17 protein-coding genes are annotated in these 17,625 nt (G+C 44.8%); 9 read left to right on the forward strand and 8 right to left on the reverse strand.

All coding sequences use genetic code 11. The features are described 5' to 3' along the window. Positions 1 to 182: 182 nt before the first annotated feature. The 3 genes from F6K46_RS15400 to F6K46_RS15410 form a co-directional block, all read right to left on the reverse strand. Positions 183 to 422: a 2Fe-2S iron-sulfur cluster-binding protein gene (locus F6K46_RS15400; protein WP_070390571.1), complete on the reverse strand. Its 240-nt coding sequence runs from the start codon at positions 420 to 422 to the stop codon at positions 183 to 185. A gap of 159 nt (positions 423 to 581) precedes the next feature. Continuing rightward, positions 582 to 2,072, reverse strand: coding sequence for a cobyric acid synthase CobQ (gene cobQ, locus F6K46_RS15405; RefSeq protein WP_070390570.1), 1,491 nt, complete (start codon positions 2,070 to 2,072; stop codon positions 582 to 584). A gap of 407 nt (positions 2,073 to 2,479) precedes the next feature. Beyond that, a complete protein-coding gene (locus F6K46_RS15410; RefSeq protein ID WP_366510709.1) occupies positions 2,480 to 2,968 on the reverse strand; it encodes an Npun_F0494 family protein in 489 nt (162 codons plus the stop codon). Between F6K46_RS15410 and F6K46_RS15415 the strand changes: the two genes are divergently transcribed. From F6K46_RS15415 to F6K46_RS15450, 8 genes are all read left to right on the forward strand, one after another. After that, on the forward strand, positions 2,962 to 3,393 hold the full coding sequence (locus F6K46_RS15415; protein ID WP_293057856.1) for a hypothetical protein: 432 nt from the start codon (positions 2,962 to 2,964) through the stop codon (positions 3,391 to 3,393). The two genes, F6K46_RS15410 and F6K46_RS15415, sit on opposite strands and share 7 nt — an antisense overlap. 173 nt (positions 3,394 to 3,566) lie before the next feature. Continuing rightward, entirely contained in the window at positions 3,567 to 4,001 is a 435-nt protein-coding gene (locus tag F6K46_RS15420; protein ID WP_293057853.1) for a peroxiredoxin, read from the forward strand. 131 nt (positions 4,002 to 4,132) lie between these two features. Further along, complete coding sequence (locus F6K46_RS15425; RefSeq protein ID WP_293057850.1) at positions 4,133 to 6,115, forward strand: response regulator; 1,983 nt, start codon at positions 4,133 to 4,135, stop codon at positions 6,113 to 6,115. Between the two features lie 124 nt (positions 6,116 to 6,239). Then, on the forward strand, positions 6,240 to 9,095 hold the full coding sequence (locus tag F6K46_RS15430; protein WP_293057848.1) for a PAS domain S-box protein: 2,856 nt from the start codon (positions 6,240 to 6,242) through the stop codon (positions 9,093 to 9,095). After that, on the forward strand, positions 9,085 to 9,465 hold the full coding sequence (locus tag F6K46_RS15435) for a response regulator (protein WP_008179073.1): 381 nt from the start codon (positions 9,085 to 9,087) through the stop codon (positions 9,463 to 9,465). Before F6K46_RS15430 ends, F6K46_RS15435 begins: the two co-directional genes overlap by 11 nt. A gap of 360 nt (positions 9,466 to 9,825) precedes the next feature. Next, the gene (locus F6K46_RS15440) at positions 9,826 to 10,449 is read left to right on the forward strand and encodes a hypothetical protein (RefSeq protein ID WP_293117139.1); all 624 of its coding nucleotides are present in this window, start codon (positions 9,826 to 9,828) and stop codon (positions 10,447 to 10,449) included. A 31-nt stretch (positions 10,450 to 10,480) separates the two neighbouring features. Beyond that, positions 10,481 to 10,861 (forward strand): response regulator, encoded by a 381-nt coding sequence (locus tag F6K46_RS15445; protein WP_293057838.1) that lies wholly within the window; start codon positions 10,481 to 10,483, stop codon positions 10,859 to 10,861. Between the two features lie 80 nt (positions 10,862 to 10,941). After that, entirely contained in the window at positions 10,942 to 11,298 is a 357-nt protein-coding gene (locus F6K46_RS15450) for a hypothetical protein (protein WP_293057835.1), read from the forward strand. 152 nt (positions 11,299 to 11,450) lie between these two features. Here the strand turns inward: F6K46_RS15450 and F6K46_RS15455 are convergent, their stop codons facing one another. The 4 genes from F6K46_RS15455 to F6K46_RS15470 form a co-directional block, all read right to left on the reverse strand. Then, positions 11,451 to 11,837, reverse strand: coding sequence for a hypothetical protein (locus F6K46_RS15455; protein WP_075898038.1), 387 nt, complete (start codon positions 11,835 to 11,837; stop codon positions 11,451 to 11,453). Positions 11,838 to 12,052: 215 nt separating this feature from the next. Then, a complete protein-coding gene (locus F6K46_RS15460; RefSeq protein ID WP_293057830.1) occupies positions 12,053 to 12,943 on the reverse strand; it encodes an ABC transporter permease in 891 nt (296 codons plus the stop codon). 79 nt (positions 12,944 to 13,022) lie between these two features. Then, positions 13,023 to 14,042, reverse strand: coding sequence for an ATP-binding cassette domain-containing protein (locus tag F6K46_RS15465; RefSeq protein WP_293057825.1), 1,020 nt, complete (start codon positions 14,040 to 14,042; stop codon positions 13,023 to 13,025). Between the two features lie 239 nt (positions 14,043 to 14,281). Next, entirely contained in the window at positions 14,282 to 15,100 is an 819-nt protein-coding gene (locus tag F6K46_RS15470) for a class I SAM-dependent methyltransferase (RefSeq protein ID WP_293057822.1), read from the reverse strand. 317 nt (positions 15,101 to 15,417) lie between these two features. Between F6K46_RS15470 and ectB the strand changes: the two genes are divergently transcribed. After that, complete coding sequence (gene ectB, locus F6K46_RS15475; protein WP_293057819.1) at positions 15,418 to 16,671, forward strand: diaminobutyrate--2-oxoglutarate transaminase; 1,254 nt, start codon at positions 15,418 to 15,420, stop codon at positions 16,669 to 16,671. Here ectB and F6K46_RS15480 read toward each other — a convergent pair. Continuing rightward, entirely contained in the window at positions 16,663 to 17,622 is a 960-nt protein-coding gene (locus tag F6K46_RS15480) for a glutamate cyclase domain-containing protein (RefSeq protein WP_293057816.1), read from the reverse strand. The two genes, ectB and F6K46_RS15480, sit on opposite strands and share 9 nt — an antisense overlap. Between the last annotated feature and the right edge of the window lie 3 nt (positions 17,623 to 17,625).

The following is a 17,625-nucleotide window of genomic DNA, read 5'->3' on the forward strand; positions in this document are numbered from 1 at the left end:
TGAACGCGATCGCGTGGCCTTTTGGCCAAGGTTGTCTGTCAGAATGCAGAATGGTGAATTGATCATGTAGAATTCCCAATTCACCATTCTAAATTCTAAATTCCCAATTCACCATTCTAAATTCTAAATTCTAAATTCTAATAGTGACCTTGACCAACGCCAATTGCCATGGTATTAATAGACTACCAATTGGTGTCAGAGTAGAGATTAATCGTCAGCTGTTCATAACCTGCAGGTACAGCAGTAATACAAGAACAAACAGTCGGTCCATTTTCTATCTCTACCTCACAGGCATGACAAGAGCCCATCAGGCAACCTGTGGCAATGAAAACACCAGCACGTTCAGCCACTAGAAGGATGGGTTCTCCGACTTCGGCCTCAACTGTCACATCATCTGGTAGAAAGCGAACGCTTACACTCATGTTTGATTAGTCATTTCATCTGTTAGTTTGTTATTGTTAATTGTTTAGTTAATTGTTTACGTTTTAATTTATAATTTCCCTTAACGATTTTCCAGTTTCCATTTTCCCTTCTCAAGTTGACTTTTTACTTTTGAAAAAACTCATCTGATAGTTAACGGTCTAAGACCTTAAAATCGGGGTTAAATCAAGATGAGATTCGATAGTATCAGCCAGTGAATTCAAAAGCGCTTCTCGTTGTTCCCGATAGTTGACAACCCCAGTAGGGAGAGAAGGTAGCCCTCGTCTGGAGCGCAGTTGATTCAACCAGGCACGTCGCCAAGGACTATTGTCAAACATGCCATGGAGATAGCTGCCCCAAATTGATTGATTCACGTCAACAATTCCCAAACCATGGTCATCGAATAAGGCTCGATAAGCAGATTTATTGTCTCCCATCTCTGCCTCCAACATTCGGGAACGCCCCTGATGAATTTCGTAACCAGTAATGGGTAAGCCAACTTGGGGATAATTAGAGGTCACCATCCGTTGACGGGCAACTTTGCCACTAGTAATCAAGGTTTTTAACGGCAACAAGCCTAATCCTGGATGACGACCCTGTTTACCCTCTAATCCATCGGGATCAACTAGGGTTTTGCCTAGCATTTGGAATCCCCCACAAATTCCCAAAATTGTCCCACCTGAGGCAGCATAGTTTTGAATCTGCTCAGCCATGCCACTTTTTTGGAGTACCATCATATCCGCAATGGTAGTTTTCGTCCCTGGGAGAATCACGGCATCTGGATATCCCAAGGTTTCATTTGGTGACAGATATTTCAAAAAGACGCTGGGTTCAGCTTCGAGGGGGTCAAAATCAGTAAAGTTAGAAATTCGAGGTAAACGAATTACTACGATAGTGACTTCCTGATTGGACTTGTTCCTGCTGTTGCGATCTAGTAAGTCAAGGGAATCTTCAGCGGGAAACAGTATATCAATCCAGGGAATAACTCCAACAACAGGAATACCAGTGCGTTCTTCTAACCATTTTATCCCGGGTTCGAGCAGCGATCGCTGACCCCTAAACTTATTGATCACGACACCTTTAATCAACGCTCTCTCCTCTGGTTCGAGCAGTTCGAGAGTACCGATTACGTGAGCAAAAGACCCTCCACGGTCAATATCTACCACCAGCAAGGTGGGAGCTTTGAGGTACCGCGCCACTCGCATATTGGTCAAGTCGCGGTGCTTTATATTAATTTCTACTGGGCTACCAGCTCCCTCGCACACGACTAAATCAAACTCATTGGTTAGGCGTCGCAGTGATTCTTCAATCACCTGCCAACCCTTATCAAAGTACTTCTCGTAGTAATCCCCAGCACTAACCTTCCCTACGGCTTTACCCATAAGAATGACCTGGGAGGTCATGTCACCTTGGGGTTTGAGTAAAATTGGGTTCATTTCCACACAGGGAATCACACCTGCAGCCCAAGCTTGTACTGCTTGGGCATGTCCAATTTCTCCACCATTGGGTGTAACATAGGCATTTAGAGCCATGTTCTGACCCTTAAAGGGACACACACGCCAGCCTTGTCGCGAAAGAAGGCGACATAGAGCTGTGGTTATCAAGGATTTTCCTGCGTGGGATGTAGTACCCACCACCATAATCGCTTTCATAATTCAGGGTTAGGGCGTCAGAACTAGCCTAGATGATCAACAGATTGAGATATCACCCTGTCACCAACTTGATTTAAACCGACAATCTTAGCTTCAACCGCGAGAAGCATCACATCTCAATGCTACGCCATGAGTGCTTGAAGTTACCGCAATCAGAGGGTCGCCTTACTACAAAGAGATTTAACCCTTAACTCACAGACTGCCAACTAGAAAGGCGACCCTCTGATAAGGTTTCATCTCCTAGATGAAACCTTATCAGAGTTTTTAACAAGTAGGGAACTCAAAATCGTTTATATCGTTTATAATGAAAGTAGTAGGGTCAATCAAATTAAGAGCTAACCGCCACCTACTTGCCTAAAAAATAGAACTTATTGTATTGTTCCGGTGCGGAGGGGCATCCCGTATCGTCAATAAAGCTTACCGAGTATCCTAAGCAATGGCTGGAGTTGGTAAGAAGCCCACACTGTAATCTTTGATTCAGTGTGGGAGTATGTCACCCAGCGATTCAAGGTATGATGGAGTCGATCTGATAGTGAGGGTGGAGGTAAGGTTTCTCCAAGCCGTTCCCACTTTTCTAACAACTGACGACCCAAAGGTGTCAATCGAAAACTATCCGTAATTCCCTGACCGTCTACTTCTCGACGTAATACACCCACTTGAATCAACCACATTAAATCATTTTCTACTGCCAATTCCGACCTAGGCCGCGTTGTGTAGTTTCTCTTGACTCCTTCAAGACCTACTATCGATAAGAGTGGAACACTGCTAGAACCCATCGCTGCCAATAGAGGCATTCGGAATGGCAAACAGCGCATTGCTTGCTCTGCACGTTTAGTAGTTCGGTCAGGATATTGAATAGGCTGGCTACCTTGAGACTGAATTGAAGTTCTTGCCACAGTTACTAAATATTAGAACTATACTGACCGCCGATTATTTCTATATTAAGGTTTTTTTGACATTAGAGGCCAACCTCTGGTGGTTTACTCTAGAAATTTTTGGGAAGCATATGCGCTACTTGAGGTGCGGTCAGCGGTCAGCCGTCAGCGGTCAGCCGTCAGCGGTCAGCCGTCAGCCGTGGGCTTTTGGCCCACGCTGCTTGAGGTGCTTTGTGGCACAGGCTTTGGCCTTGGCCTTTGGCCACGCTACGCGAATGGCCACGCTGTGCGAACGACCCTGGGACTTCACTCAGCATTATTCCAATGCTTACCTGTTGTCAGCCATGCAAAGCGCGAGTGGGGGTTTCCCCCTGTTCCCTTGCTGCATCGCTTATTCAAAAGCAACTCAAGTAGCACCATCTGTAGCGCTAATCGCTGATAACTGAATGCTGAATGCTGAATGCTGAATGCTGAATGCTTACAAATTTTTGAATTTATTCAAGACCCACGCCAAACTGGGCAACAAAGGCACTTCTGTATAATAGTGCTTTAAGACGTAAGTCCTATTAGTGTAAACTTTATACATAAGTTCAGTATATTTCTATAGGAAACAAAAGTTATGGCTCTTCAAGTTGGCATAGATGCACCAGCATTTACTGTCAAAGACGACGAAGGCAATACCGTTTCACTGTCCGACTTTGCGGGTAAAACTGTAGTGCTTTATTTTTACCCCAAAGACGATACTCCAGGGTGCACCAAGGAAGCCCAAAGCTTTCGGGATAACTACACTGAGTATCAAGGTAAAGACATGGTGGTACTCGGTGTCAGTATGGATGATGAGGCATCCCACAAACAATTTAAGGAAAAGTATGGTCTGCCTTTCACCCTGCTAGCAGATACGGATGGCTCAATTACCAAGGCTTATGATGTTGATGGTGGCGGTTACTCCAAGCGCGTAACCTACATTATCAACGGCGAGGGCAAAATTACTCACGTTGATGAGACCGTAAAAACGGCTACCCACGCTCAAGATATCTTGACAGCCATGGGCTAAGCTAAGTCAAAAGCCTCAAACTTCGTCTAAATTTTTGTGAATTTGGGCGAAGCAGTGATTATTTATATAATCTCTATTTATATAATCAAGAAACTAACCAATCCCCTTGGTGCTGGAGCTGTTAAGTCCTCGTGAGAATCCTGCTAGTAGAAGACGATGAAGGTATTGCCAAAGTAGTAACGGCAGCGCTAGCTAGTCAACATTATAAGGTTGATCTAGCTACAGATGGGGATGAGGGCATAGCACTAGCAGAGATATTTAAGTATGACTTGATTTTGCTAGATTGGATGCTGCCCAAGCTCAAGGGGATTGATTTGTGCAAGCAGCTGCGAAACGCACGCGATCGCACTCCGATTATACTCCTCACTGCCCAAGACACCAGCACTAACAAAGTCGAAGCTTTAGATGCAGGAGCAGATGATTATTTAGTCAAGCCCTTAGACATACCTGAATTATTAGCCCGAATTCGAGCAGTGCTGCGCCGCAGCAGCACCCCCCTACTCCCTGTGCTTGAGTGGGGATTGCTCCAACTTGACCCCAGTAACTGCCAGGTCAGCTACGATCAGGAACTATTACATCTGACACCTAAGGAGTATGGTCTATTAGAGCTGTTTTTACGGAATCCCCACCGCATCTTTAGCCAAAGTTTCCTGCTAGATAATCTCTGGTCTTTTGAAGAACCCCCTACAGAAAATGCCGTTAGAGCTCATATCAAAAGTTTACGGCGGAAACTCAAGGAAGCTGGAGTCAAAAATGATTTAATTGAAACCGTCTACGGCTTGGGGTATCGGCTCAGACAACTGCCTGAGGAAGGTTCAGGTCAAACAAAGACTGAGAAAAACAAAGGCAAAAAAGTAGCTAAAAAGACACCATCTAACCTGAAACAATCAAAGAGCAAGAGTGATAGTTCCGTTTCCCCAGTCCCTAAGGCTCAATCCGAAGAACCAAAGCAATCAGGACTAAGTGCCATTTGGGAGCAGCAGAAGTCAAAGTATATCAAGCGGCTCAATGTATTGGAGCGGGCGGTGACGGATTGGCGAGATGGTAATCTTACCGGAAAGTTGCGACAGGAGGCTTTAGGGGAGGCACACACCCTAGCCGGTTCCCTCGGTAGCTTTGGTTTTGATCAAGGCTCTCTCAAATCCCGTGAAATTGAGGAGATATTGCAATCTGGGAAAAAAGCTAGCAAAGAGACTATAGCACATCTGTCTCAACTAGTGGTAGAACTACGACAAGAACTAGAGACCGAGGATAACCTTCCAAAACCTACTCACACTCAACAACTCCCGATTCCCCAATCCCCATTCCCAATTCCCCACTCCCCACGACTACTGATTGTGGATGATGATGTAACACTAGCGCAAGGGTTGGGCTCAGAGCTAGCAGCCTGGAAAATTCAGGTTGAGGTGGCGGGTGATATATCTCAAGGGAGAAAAGCAATTGCTGGTAACCGCCCCGATGTGGTACTACTAGACTTGTGTTTTCCTGAATCAGCGGGAAATGGTTTCGAGCTGTTAGAAGAACTGAAAACAACTGAGCCCCCTGTACCTGTGGTAGTATTTACGGCTCAAGAGAGTTTTGCTGAACGAGTCAGAGTGGCTCGTTTGGGGGGACGGGGTTTTCTTCAGAAGCCTGTAGCACCTCAAAAGGTGATGGATGCGATCGCTAAAGTGTTGCAACAATCTGGTCCACCACAGGCAAAGCTATTGATTGTTGACGATGACCCTCAAATCTTGGATCATCTACGCACTGTGCTAGAACCTTGGGGATTCCAATTGACTTTACTAAACGATCCACAACAGTTCTGGGAGACCATAGAGCAGTGTACTCCCGATTTACTGATTTTGGATGTGCAAATGCCGGAATTTAGCGGTATTGACCTGTGTCAGGTGGTACGCAATGACCCTCGCTGGGGTGAGTTACCGGTGCTGTTTCTCTCAGCTGCTCAAGATGCTGAAACTGTGCAGCAAGTGTTTATGGCAGGGGCAGATGATTACGTACAAAAACCAATCAAGGAACCAGAACTTTTGGCTCGGGTGTTGAATCGCATTGAGCGCAGCCAACTAAGACTTAGTATGATAGCACAGAAGAATCAAATGTTGTCAGATAAATAAATAACTATGGTCAGTTAGTGGACATAGAATTTGGAGATCGGACATAGTAGAGTTGATCACATTTTATTCACAGTTGATGGTTAACGGTTGACTGTCAGCAATCATGTCAATTGTCAACCTAATTATGATCAATTTCTTTGACTATCTCCTATTTGCCGAAACGTTTATTCCCCAAGGTTGCTACCTTGGGCAGCCTAACGTGATCTGGCTGCACCTGATCAGTGATGCTCTCATTACCCTAGCCTACTATTTGATTGTCATACTGCTAGTCTACTTGATTAGGCAGCGGCAGAATCTGCCTTTCAAGGGACTATTGATGTTGTTTGGGGCGTTTATTATTTGCGGTGGCACCACTCACCTGATGGAACTATGGACCGTTTGGGATCCAGCTTACTGGCTATCAGGCTCTATTAAAGCAATTACAGCTATAGTTTCTGTCTACACTGCCATAAAATTATACTCTATTATACCTCGAATCCAAAATTCACCTAGTCTGGCTGGACTTGAGCAGCTCAACCAGGAGCTAAAATATCAAATTGAAGAGCGTATTTTAGCAGAGCAATCCTTACGGCAACGTGAGCAACGCTGGCAATTGGCACTACAGGCAGCTAATCAGGGAATTTGGGACTGGAACCCCAAAACCAATGAAACCTTTGTATCCAGCCGATGTAAGGAAATGCTGGGGTATGATGAAAGCTACGACATCGGAAACTATAACCATCAATGGCGGACACACATCCATCCCGATGATTTAGACCAGGTGATCAAAGCCATGGAGGATCACTTAGCCCAGAAAACCTCCTATTATGTTCAAGAGTATCGCTTACGGTGCAACAACGACAGTTACAAATGGATTCTTGACCAGGCACAAGCACTTTGGAATGAAGCAGGTGATCCAGTGCGAGTGGTTGGCTCAATTACGGATATTAGCGATCGCAAGCAGACAGAAGAAGCATTTCAAGAAAATGAAAAGGCGCTGAAGTCCAACGAAGAGCGGCTCCGAGCAATTATGAGTTCTCTTCAAGACGTGGTGTGGTCAGTATCACTGCCTTCTGGGATACTGCGCTATGTTAATATAGCCTTCGAGCAAGTTTACGGTCGCCCAACTTTCGAGCTATTTAGCGATCAAGACAACTTATGGCGACAGTTTGTTGTGCCAGAAGATTTTGATCCTGTTGATAAGGCATGGCGAGCTGTTCAAGAAAACCGTCGTCAATCGTGGGATTTAGAATATAGAATCCAGCTCAGTAATGGAGAAATTCGCTGGCTGAACGATCGCGCTCGTGTGGTTAGGCGTGATAATGGCACCTCTGTACATCTTCACGGCATCACTACGGATATCACGGAGCGTAAACAGCAAGAAGCTCAACTGCAACAACTCAATCGAGAATTACAACAACTCAATCGAGAATTAGAAATTAGGGTTCAACAGCGCACAGCTGCTTTACTCGAAAGCGAACAACGATTCCGCTCCTTGTTTGAATCTGCCCCAGATTTTATCCATATATTAGATACTCAGGGCATGATTGAGCAAGTGAACCCGGCTGTCATCCAGCAGTCAGGTTATGCTGAATCAGAATTGATCGGTAATCGCTTAGAAGAGTTCTTTACCCCCACATACCAAAACATTTGCCAGCAACAGTTTCCAGTTTTACTGGAGCAGGGAACCCATCGTCAAGAAATTGAGTTTGTCTGCAAAAATGGGACTGTTCTTACCACAGACTCCTCCTACTCAGTGGTTCATGATACCCAAGGAAACATTAGCTATATCTTAGTGTTGCAGCGAGATATTAGTTCACGCAAACGATTTGAAGAAGAACGTACCCAGTTAATTGCTAGTTTACAGGAATCAGAGCGACGGTGGCGCAGCCTTCTCGAAAATGTGCGACTGGTGGTGGTGGGACTAGACCGAGAGGGTAAAGTGGAGTATGTCAATCCGTTCTTCCTAGAATTGACTAGGTACACAGAAGCAGAAGTTTTAGGCAAGGACTGGTTTGAAAACTTCCTGCCCAATTACCAGCAACAGTCAGTACAGCAATACTTCCAGGACATCCTAGAGCCAGACTTTAAACCTCACTATCAGCACTCGATTCTCACCAAGTCAAAGCAAGAAAAAATCATTGCTTGGAATAATACCCTACTCCAAAATCTCCAGGGAGAGGCAATTGGCACCATGAGTATTGGGGAAGATATTACTGAGCGCTACGCTATTGAACGGATGAAAGATGAATTCACGTCCGTGGTCAGCCACGAACTCCGTACCCCCCTAACGTCAATTCATGGTGCCTTGAACCTGTTATCAACTGGTCTAATTCAACCTCAGTCTGAACGAGGACAGCGTGTGATTGGCATTGCCGCTGATAGTGCTGAGCGTTTAGTGCGACTAGTTAACGATATTTTGGAGCTGGAACGTCTGGAATCTGGTAAGATCCGTTTGTCGAAGCAGCCAGTGAATGCAGCTGAGTTGATGGTTAAAGCTGTTGATCAGGTGCAGGTGATGGCTAATCGAGCTGGGATTAAATTGGAAGTCTCGCCCCAAGCCATTGAATCTGAAATTGAATTCGAGGCTGATAGCGATCGCATTATTCAAGTCATAACCAATTTACTCAGCAATGGGATTAAATTTTCAGACAGAGGTTCTAGCCTATGGTTAACTGTAGAACTCCAACAGCCAGAGGAACCAGAAAAAACCTCACCCCCTGACCCAAACAGTGCCACGATCTTGTTTACCGTTAAAGACCAAGGTAGGGGAATTCCGGCTGACAAACTTGAAAGTATATTCGGGCGTTTTCAACAGGTTGATGCCTCCGATGCCCGTAAAAAGGGAGGGACGGGTTTAGGGTTAGCGATTTGCCGTAATATAGTGGAGCAGCACGGAGGCAAAATCTGGGTTGAGAGTACTGTTGGTGAAGGTAGCAGTTTTTATTTTACCTTACCAGAACAAACAGCAGCAGCAGAAGGTGGGAAAGATGACAACTAAGCGCATTTTAGTGATTGATGATGATGATGGGGTTCGAGAAATCATCCAATTTTCTCTAGAAGCAGCAGCAGGGTGGGAAGTGTTGACAGCTGCTTCTGGTAAAGAGGGATTAGCTAAGGCTGAGGCAGATCAGCCTGATGCGATTCTGCTAGATGTAATGATGCCCGAGCTAGATGGACCGGCTACATTTCGACAGTTACAAGCTAATGCAGTGACAGCGGATATCCCAACAATTTTGCTAACCGCTAAAGCTAGGAGCAGCGAGCAAAAGCAGTTTCTAGATTTGGGGGTAACTGGAGTTATTACCAAGCCGTTTAAACCTATGGAATTGGTCGAAGAAATCCAAGGGATTCTTAATTGGCTCGATTGAGCTATCGCAGTGCTAGGTTTTATTGAAACTCCCAAACCGGCAGCAAATCATCAGGAACTGGATTAGGATTAATTGCTGCTATAGCAGTTCTCAATTGGGTGAGGTAAAAAGATTCCATAGCACTCACCTTTGATATCTTACCGATTAGCCATAAGTTAGCACCCTACCCAATAGACCTCTTGCAAAAATAACTAAGCAATCATTTTGGATAGCTTCTAAGTCAATTTTGACACCTATTCCCTATTCCCTATTCCCTATTCCCTGACAACTGCCGCGAAGTCTAATCACAATCTCTTCACATTTGCGCCCTAATTTCTATTTTTAGGTAAGGTAAATAGATCTTGGGTTGAACTTCGGGGTATGGGTATGATTTTTTCAAACAAAGGTAGCAGTTCCAGTAATTGTTCCAACGCCACTCCTTTGGAGCAATTATCCCTGAGTCCCACGATCAGTCCTAGGATCGATTTAGCTTATCCTCACCACCCAGAGCACCAGAGGAGACAAACCTTCACACCAGTTGTCCTGGGTATCAAGAGTTTGCCCTTGACCAAGGAACGAGATCTGGGTACCAGCCAAGCCCAGGACTATGAGTCATACATCGGATTAGCTGTGGATGTATTTCAGAGTCAAGACTCAACATTTATCAAATCTCTTAAAGACTTTCTGACTGTTTTACCCAGTCCCACTTATATTGAGCAAGTCTTACTGGCAGCGGTTTATCGACTACCAGAGATTAACCTTGATGCTTGTCAGTGGCTATTGCGTCATCCCGATTATTTGATGCCCGAACTTGACTTAGTGGCAGTAGCGATGACTGTCGCCATCAAGACGCTTCAGGAGCAAGGGTTAGTGTGGGGTCAAGATTTTAGCATTGAACCTAATGGTCGGTTATATCTCAGTACTCTGGCGAAAGATAAGTTATGGTTCGGTAGCTCAACTAGCGATCGCCTCTTGCTAGAACAGATTCTGCAAGTTGGGGATTAATCTTGATCATGAATTTATAGAGGCTGGAGCGATGAACAAAACAATTTTATTAATTGAAAATGATAAACTGTTGCGCTCAAATTTTTCAGATTTACTAGAATTAGAGGGCTTTAATGTCCTTACTGCAGACGATGGTTGGCTCGGGTTAAATTTAGCTAAAATTGTCCGACCTGATTTAATTATTTGTGAAATTAATATACCATCAATTGATGGGTATGAGCTTCTCAAAATATTACGGGATAGGTTAAAGACAGCGAAAACACCGTTTATATTTCTAACCAGTGATTCCAAGGAGGATGGCTATGCTCGAGCTAAGGAACTGGGAGCCAATGATTATCTAACCAAACCTGTAGAGAGTCGGGAACTGTTAGCAGCAATTAATCAGCAGTTAAGAATACTTCCCTTGACTTAAAACAGGGCTTCAAACACGCTATATATTAATTACTCAACCGGTTGAGAATAATAAACTGATTGGCAAAAGGAGTGTAAACGATGGGTAAAACCCTTGTTCACGTAACTACACCGATAGTGATTCAAGAAATTGAAAACGTCTTAGCAACTTATCCGGAGTCTCCCTATCAAGACCTGTTTTCCCAGTCTAACATACGCCAGGATTTAATTACTTATGTCCTAAGCAGAATTCCGAATCATTACCAAGCCATAGACAATAGTGAACCATCATCAAAAAGCCAAGAATTACAGCAGTTATCCTCAGAGCAGAAGCTGTATTTAGAAAACTGGATTCACACAGGAATCTATCATATCTTTCATCTAATGGGAAACTACAGCTGGGATAATTACCCGATGCCCCAAACGTTTACCTCAAGGTCTATCTCCTCTAATTTCTGAGCTTGATATCCGACAGTTTATATCATAAAATAGCAGTTCTCAATTGGGTATTGAGAACTGCTATAACATCTATGGTATGACCTGTAAATCAAATGATTAACTGAACTTGATATCAATCGTGATCCAAACCTGATGCAAAATGTCTAAGATTATCAGTAACTTTCGCTAACTCCAGATGTAGTAGGCTGGTTTTCTGGATATTGGTTTTCTGGATATGCTAGTTGGGGATTGCGCAACCGTTCCAACTGTAAACGCCTAAACTCAGAAGCAGCATCATCTAGTCTCTGAGACTGTCCCTCATTGAACTGATCGATATCAACTGTACCCAATTGGGCATTATGGATTAAATCAAAAGCGTTGAAACCAGTGTCTCCAAACCCCCCAAACGTGTCTTGCTCGTTAGGATTATTAAAATTTTCATCCGCTCGAATAGTACCTATACTTTGGGCAGTAGCGGACCCGTGCAGTAACGCTGTAGTAATGCCAAGGGCTACACTCAATACAGCTACAGTAAAAACAGATTGGTTGCTGATCGTCATAGGAATCCCCCTTCAATGGATAAATCTCGCTGGTATTCTGCTATAGAGTTATATATAGTTAACCTGAGTTAACTTGCACATTAACCTGCACAATTGTTACAAATTCATTTTGGACGGTTGACGCGACTCTGTCAATAGTCAACCATCCAGAAAAAGCAATGAGTTAATATTAATTATTTCACGGGATCCTAAGGCTTTAGCCCTAGGAAGAATAATTACAAGCGGCGGCTCAGTAGTGGAGAAATTGCCAGTAATACCACTGTGCTAAAACCAAGCAATACCAAAAGGGATTGGCCAAAGGTAATAGATGCCCAAGGAGCCTGCATCACAAGGCTACCAACAGACCAGTCATTGTGAAGATAGAGATAGCGAATTGGTTCAATGGCATAGCTGAGGGGGTTAAGACTGGCTACTACCTGTAACCATTTTGGCATGAATGAGAGAGGAGCAAGGGCTGTGCTCGCAAACAGTAGGGGTAAGTTGGTAACAAAAATTACTGCAATTAGTTCAATGTGACCGGGTAGAGCAAATGCTAGTCCTAGACTGAGGGCTGTGACTCCCACTACCAGCAAGAATACTATCAAGCCAATCATCGCCAGACCGGCTAGGTTCGGTAAACCGGCTCCTAAAAAGGCACTGGCGGTGACAATTGCCACAGTTTGCAACAAACTCAGAGCGATTATATATATGGCTGAGGCTGCAACAATAGAGAAGCGAGAGACTAACGGAGCTACTAGTAAACGGTTGAGGAAACCAAATTCCCGGTCAAACATGACAGGTAAGCCAGCGTTGAGTGCTCCGGCAAAGGCGGTAAACACAATCACACCTGCACCTAGGAATTTGCCATAGCTCAAACTCTCACCAAAAATCCCTTGAGGAGCGTTTTGGAATAATGCCCCAAATAGGATTAGCCACATTAGCGGCTGGATAATACCAGCCATTAAGGTAGAAGGTCGCCGTTGCAGCTGAATAAACAGGCGTTTGGTTAGGGCAAGGGTTTCTTGGATAAATTCACTTACACCAGGAGTATCATTGACTGGGATTGGTGCAGTAAGGTCTGGTTGCCAGTTAAGGTCAGATTTAGGAGGGGTAAGGGTTTTACTCATATTCATTCGTGCAATAGATTCCTAAAATAGTTGGAGCAATCTTTATTTACTGTCCACTAACCACTGCCCTATGTCTCCTTTAGGCCATATTTTGTTTCCGCTCTGCCTTGAGATCCCGTTTCCCAGCCTGAGCCAGTTCAGCATCCATCAGGGTTTTACCTGTGGCAGCTAGGTAGACATCATCTAGGCTAGGTCGCGACTGAGCAATCCCAAAGGTCGGTAAACTAAGGTCTTTCAAGGCTTGCTGAATGATGATTAAGGCATCGCTTTGGGGTTTAACCACAAGGTTAAGGGAATTACCCTGATTGCTGTTAATAATTACCTCTCGCACAAAGGGCAGAGACTGCAGCATATCTTTGGCTTGCTTGGCTTCTTCCATGGGGGAGAATTCCCGGATGCGCAGGGTAATGCGATCGCCTCCAACACTATCCTTTAACTGGGATGGTGTCCCCTCAGCTATGATCAAGCCTTTGTCAATAATTGCCACTTGGTCAGCTAATGCGTCTATTTCTTCGAGGTAGTGGCTGGTGATTAGTAATGTGGTTCCTGAGTCTCGCAGCTTTTGCAACAGTTCCCAGACCACGAATCTGCTCTCAATGTCAAGACCTACGGTGGGTTCGTCTAGTACTAAAACATCGGGTTGGTGGAGTAAGCCAGCGGCTAAGTCCAGCCGCCGACGTAGACCACCGGAGTAAATGCCAGTTTTTTTATGGGCATACTCCTTGAGCTGCAAAATGTCAAGCAGTTTATTGATGCGTTGTTTGGCAACTGCTTTGGGGAGGTGATAGAGGTCGGCTTGCAATTGGAGTAGTTCTTGACCAGTGAGTACCTTATCTAAGGCAACTTCTTGGGCTACATAGCCTAGGCGGCGGCGTGCTGCCCTTGGGTTGTGTAGTACTGAAATGCCAGATACCTCAATTTTTCCAGCGTCCGGTGCCGTGAGCGTGCATAGACAACGAATGGTGGTGGTTTTACCGGCACCATTAGGACCGAGTAAGCCAAAAATTTGACCCGGTTCGACTTGTAAGGAGATGTCTTTGACGGCGTGGACATCTCCATAGCGTTTTTGGAGGTTCTGGATTAATACAGCGGCAGCCATAAACTTTCCCTATGCCGGTCAGGGATACACAAATCTCAACAATTTTTATTGTAGCCGGTTGCCCTGGTTAGGGGTACAATCTAATGTTTTTAGGCAAAACTGCTGAGGAGTGATTGGGTGTATTGCGCAGCCCCTGAATGCGATCGCGTTTGGCCTTTAGGCCAAGGTCAATCCCATACCCTCAAGCTACACTGAATCTACACTCAAGCTATGGCGTAGCTGTCTTAATTTGTCACGGATTAGTCATCACTAACCTTTTCACAGAGGAAAAAGCACCAGCCTAATTCACCAGCGGCAATTGCCTCCTGAGTTTTCTTAAAGGCAGCGCTCAAATCCGGATAGCCCTCCCGAGCCAGCTCGGACACCAATTCGTAACTCTTTTTCAGGTGTTGGCTCAAGTCCTTTATCTGCAAAACGTTAAATCCGATCTCAGTGAGTTTTTCTGCATAGACTTCGGGGCTAAATGTCGGCTCAAACAGCAGTCGGTTGTAAACGTACTTGCGGGCTGCCTCACTAACTTCCTCAATTGGTGTTACCAAGTCATCAAACAGAAAGATCCCTCCTACCCCTAGGACACGATGAACCTCTGCCAGAGCTTTATCAAGTTCGTGGATGTGGTACAAAGCGCCTTGACTCCAGGCATGGGTAAAGGAGCCATCTGGGAAAGGTAGGTTAAGGGCTGATTCCTTTTGGAAACTCACCCGCAGAGAGGGGAAATTACTAGCCTTTGCTCGAGCATTTTCGATATAACTGCTACTGAGATCAATTCCTACTACCTCAGATCCCCTCTCTTGAGCTATCCATATGGCAGCGTTGCCATTTCCACAGGCGACTTCTAGTAACCGGGAGTCGGCAGTAATACCGCTCTGTTCCAGCATATATTCATCCCAGCGCTTGCAGGCTGGCACAAAGTCCTCAGGCCGAGCCTTGGCTAAGTTTTCGAAATAACCCCAGTGGAGACTGCCTTCTGGATCCCAGAAACTGCGGAAACGTTGGTCTCGTTCGCGATCATCAAACAATGCCTCGGTCTGAGCTTCGGTAAATCTACTTTTTTGCATAGTTAATCCCAGTTAATTCCACGCTTTTGTTGGTTTATGATACTGATCAAAATTTAGACTATAGCAATCCTATTTGAATTATTAAATTTGCTCTTTAATCAGGATATACCAGTTCTGGCTTCAGCAAGTGTATGGAATAAAAATTTTGGTTTTTATTAATAACTTTACTATTGCTATAGTCACCCTAAATAGTATATATTTTTCTAGGTTACGGTGTTCGTAAAGTAAAGTTAAGCAAATGGAATTGCTTCGCGTTTTGTACACCACACAGAATTGTCTCACCTACTTGAAAATACAACAATAGGCAGGTTTAGCATATGAACATTTTTACCAAGCTTGAGTCAGAAGTCCGAAGCTACTGTCGATTGTTCCCAACAGTCTTTACCAAGGCAGTGGGAGATACCTTGATAGATGAAAGTGGGCGTACTTATATAGATTTATTGGCAGGTGCTGGTGCCCTCAACTACGGACATAATAACCCCAAGCTCAAAAAGCGTCTCCTGGAATACATTGAGTCAGATGCTATCACCCACAGCCTCGATATGTTCACCTCTGCTAAGCAGCAGTTTCTAGAACGTTTCGAGGAAGTAATCTTAATACCGCGAGGACTAAACTATAAAGTTATGTTTACCGGTCCTACGGGAACCAATTCTGCCGAGGCTGCTTTGAAGCTAGCCCGTAAAGTGACTGGCCGAAAAACAGTCATCTGTTTTACCAAAGGCTACCACGGTCATACTTTAGGGGCCCTAGCTGTTACACCTAATCCTACCTATCAAAAGGCTGCGGGCATTCCCCTCGGTAATGTCTTAACGGTCCCGTTCGAGGATAAAAATGGCACCAAAGACGACAGTCTTGATTACTTAGAAAAACTGGTTGATGACCTGAGCCTAAATCAGGAAAAACCCGCAGCTGTTATCCTAGAAACCGTTCAATCTGAAGGCGGGATTAATGTTGCTAGTGTTCCTTGGCTTCAACGCCTTGCCCAGATCACTCAAGAGCGAGAGATTTTGCTAATTGTTGATGACATCAAAGTCGGGTGTGGCAGAACTGGCCCTTTCTTTAGCTTTGAGCGGGCAGGGTTAAAACCTGATTTAGTTTGTCTGGCTAAATCTTTAAGCGCCTATGGAAACCCGATGGCTGTGGTGCTGATTCGACCTGATTTAGACTGTTTGAAACCAGGGGAACACACTGGTACTTTCCGAGGGAACAATCTAGGCTTTGTGACTGCCACAGCTGCTCTCGACGAGTACTGGGAGACGGATGCTTTTGAAAAGGAAATCGCGGACAAAGGTGAGGTAATGAAGAAGCGACTCAAAGACATGATCGCTCGTTATCCAGAAGTCGGCGGCGAACATCGAGGACTTGGTTTGATTCAAGGAATCGCCTGTGAACAAAAGGGGCTGGCTAAAAAAGTTAGTAATGAAGCTTTCAAGCGGGGTTTAATCTTTGAACCTATGGGAGTGAACAAAGAAGTGATTAATCTTCAGTCTACATTAACCATTGATTCCGACACTTTGACCCAAGGGCTAGATATTTTGGAGGAAAGCATTGGAGCTGCTCTCTCAAACTGAGTTAGTCAAACCGGCGACTTCCAAAATTTCTGCCAACACTTTGCCATGATATTCCCAGGGTAAAGTCTCAATTGTGAGAGCTTGCAATCCGGTATCTCCATCTATCGCTGCTCCCTCATTAACCAGAGTTGTCAAAATCTGTTTATCGGTCTCTAAGGTTAATCCCTCAGTTAACTTAGATTTTAAGTCCGGTCGGAGTAAAGCAAGAGCAGTGAGTAACCCCATTGCTCCCCAATTTGATACACCGCAAACGATCGGGTGATGGCAAGGAATATAACAGGCGATTCGTTCTCCATGCTTGATGTTTTTGGCAATTAGCTCTTGAGAGAGTGTTCCCATACCAAGTTCATTGCCCAAATCACCAATGCCGATGGAGATGATTTCACTGAGGGTAAATAGGAAATGTAAAGGAGCAGTATGAACAGTGATATCATCCCCATTTATATTTCGGACAGTACCATCGTAACTCGGGCCTGCTCTTTCAATGGAGATAACATGGGAAACTGGTGGTTCGGCACTTTGCCATAAATTCACAATAGAAGAAACGGAGGGATCTTCTGCACTCCCTGCATCGACAGGAACGACATCAAAAGGAATTTGAGCAGGTATTCCTGCTGCCCGAGCAGCAACCTTGACAGCATTAAGACATAAAGGATCGGTAACCAGACGGACAGGGATTCCAACTCTAAGTAATCCCGCTGCTAGGTGAGCGCAACCGATGGGGCCATCATTTTCCGCTGCCGGAGGAGTGCCGTGGGGAATAAAAAAGCCTGTAATAATAGCCACATGGGGGGATGGATGTTCGGCAATCGAACGAGCTGCACCAAGCAGCCCCCCCTTGGCAGCCTCCACAAGGGGCTCTATACCATTACCTATGTCCCTTCCACAGATGTTTTCAATTTTTTCTATCCGGGTTAAGACTTCTGGAGAATTTCCAAATGCAGCAGTCATAAG

Origin of the sequence: Moorena sp. SIO3E8 (genome assembly GCF_010692445.1) — a bacterium.
Taxonomy (GTDB): Bacteria; Cyanobacteriota; Cyanobacteriia; order Cyanobacteriales; family Coleofasciculaceae; genus Moorena; species Moorena bouillonii.

Bases quoted from the DNA above. Each gene is read 5' to 3' on its own strand.
- F6K46_RS15400 (WP_070390571.1), bottom strand. From the start codon at position 422: ATGAGTGTAAGCGTTCGCTTTCTACCAGATGATGTGACAGTTGAGGCC.
- cobQ (WP_070390570.1), bottom strand. From the start codon at position 2,072: ATGAAAGCGATTATGGTGGTGGGTACTACATCCCACGCAGGAAAATCC.
- F6K46_RS15420 (WP_293057853.1), top strand. From the start codon at position 3,567: ATGGCTCTTCAAGTTGGCATAGATGCACCAGCATTTACTGTCAAAGAC.
- F6K46_RS15430 (WP_293057848.1), top strand. From the start codon at position 6,240: ATGATCAATTTCTTTGACTATCTCCTATTTGCCGAAACGTTTATTCCC.
- F6K46_RS15435 (WP_008179073.1), top strand. From the start codon at position 9,085: ATGACAACTAAGCGCATTTTAGTGATTGATGATGATGATGGGGTTCGA.
- F6K46_RS15440 (WP_293117139.1), top strand. From the start codon at position 9,826: ATGGGTATGATTTTTTCAAACAAAGGTAGCAGTTCCAGTAATTGTTCC.
- F6K46_RS15445 (WP_293057838.1), top strand. From the start codon at position 10,481: ATGAACAAAACAATTTTATTAATTGAAAATGATAAACTGTTGCGCTCA.
- F6K46_RS15450 (WP_293057835.1), top strand. From the start codon at position 10,942: ATGGGTAAAACCCTTGTTCACGTAACTACACCGATAGTGATTCAAGAA.
- F6K46_RS15455 (WP_075898038.1), bottom strand. From the start codon at position 11,837: ATGACGATCAGCAACCAATCTGTTTTTACTGTAGCTGTATTGAGTGTA.
- F6K46_RS15460 (WP_293057830.1), bottom strand. From the start codon at position 12,943: ATGAGTAAAACCCTTACCCCTCCTAAATCTGACCTTAACTGGCAACCA.
- F6K46_RS15465 (WP_293057825.1), bottom strand. From the start codon at position 14,042: ATGGCTGCCGCTGTATTAATCCAGAACCTCCAAAAACGCTATGGAGAT.
- F6K46_RS15470 (WP_293057822.1), bottom strand. From the start codon at position 15,100: ATGCAAAAAAGTAGATTTACCGAAGCTCAGACCGAGGCATTGTTTGAT.
- ectB (WP_293057819.1), top strand. From the start codon at position 15,418: ATGAACATTTTTACCAAGCTTGAGTCAGAAGTCCGAAGCTACTGTCGA.
- F6K46_RS15480 (WP_293057816.1), bottom strand. From the start codon at position 17,622: ATGACTGCTGCATTTGGAAATTCTCCAGAAGTCTTAACCCGGATAGAA.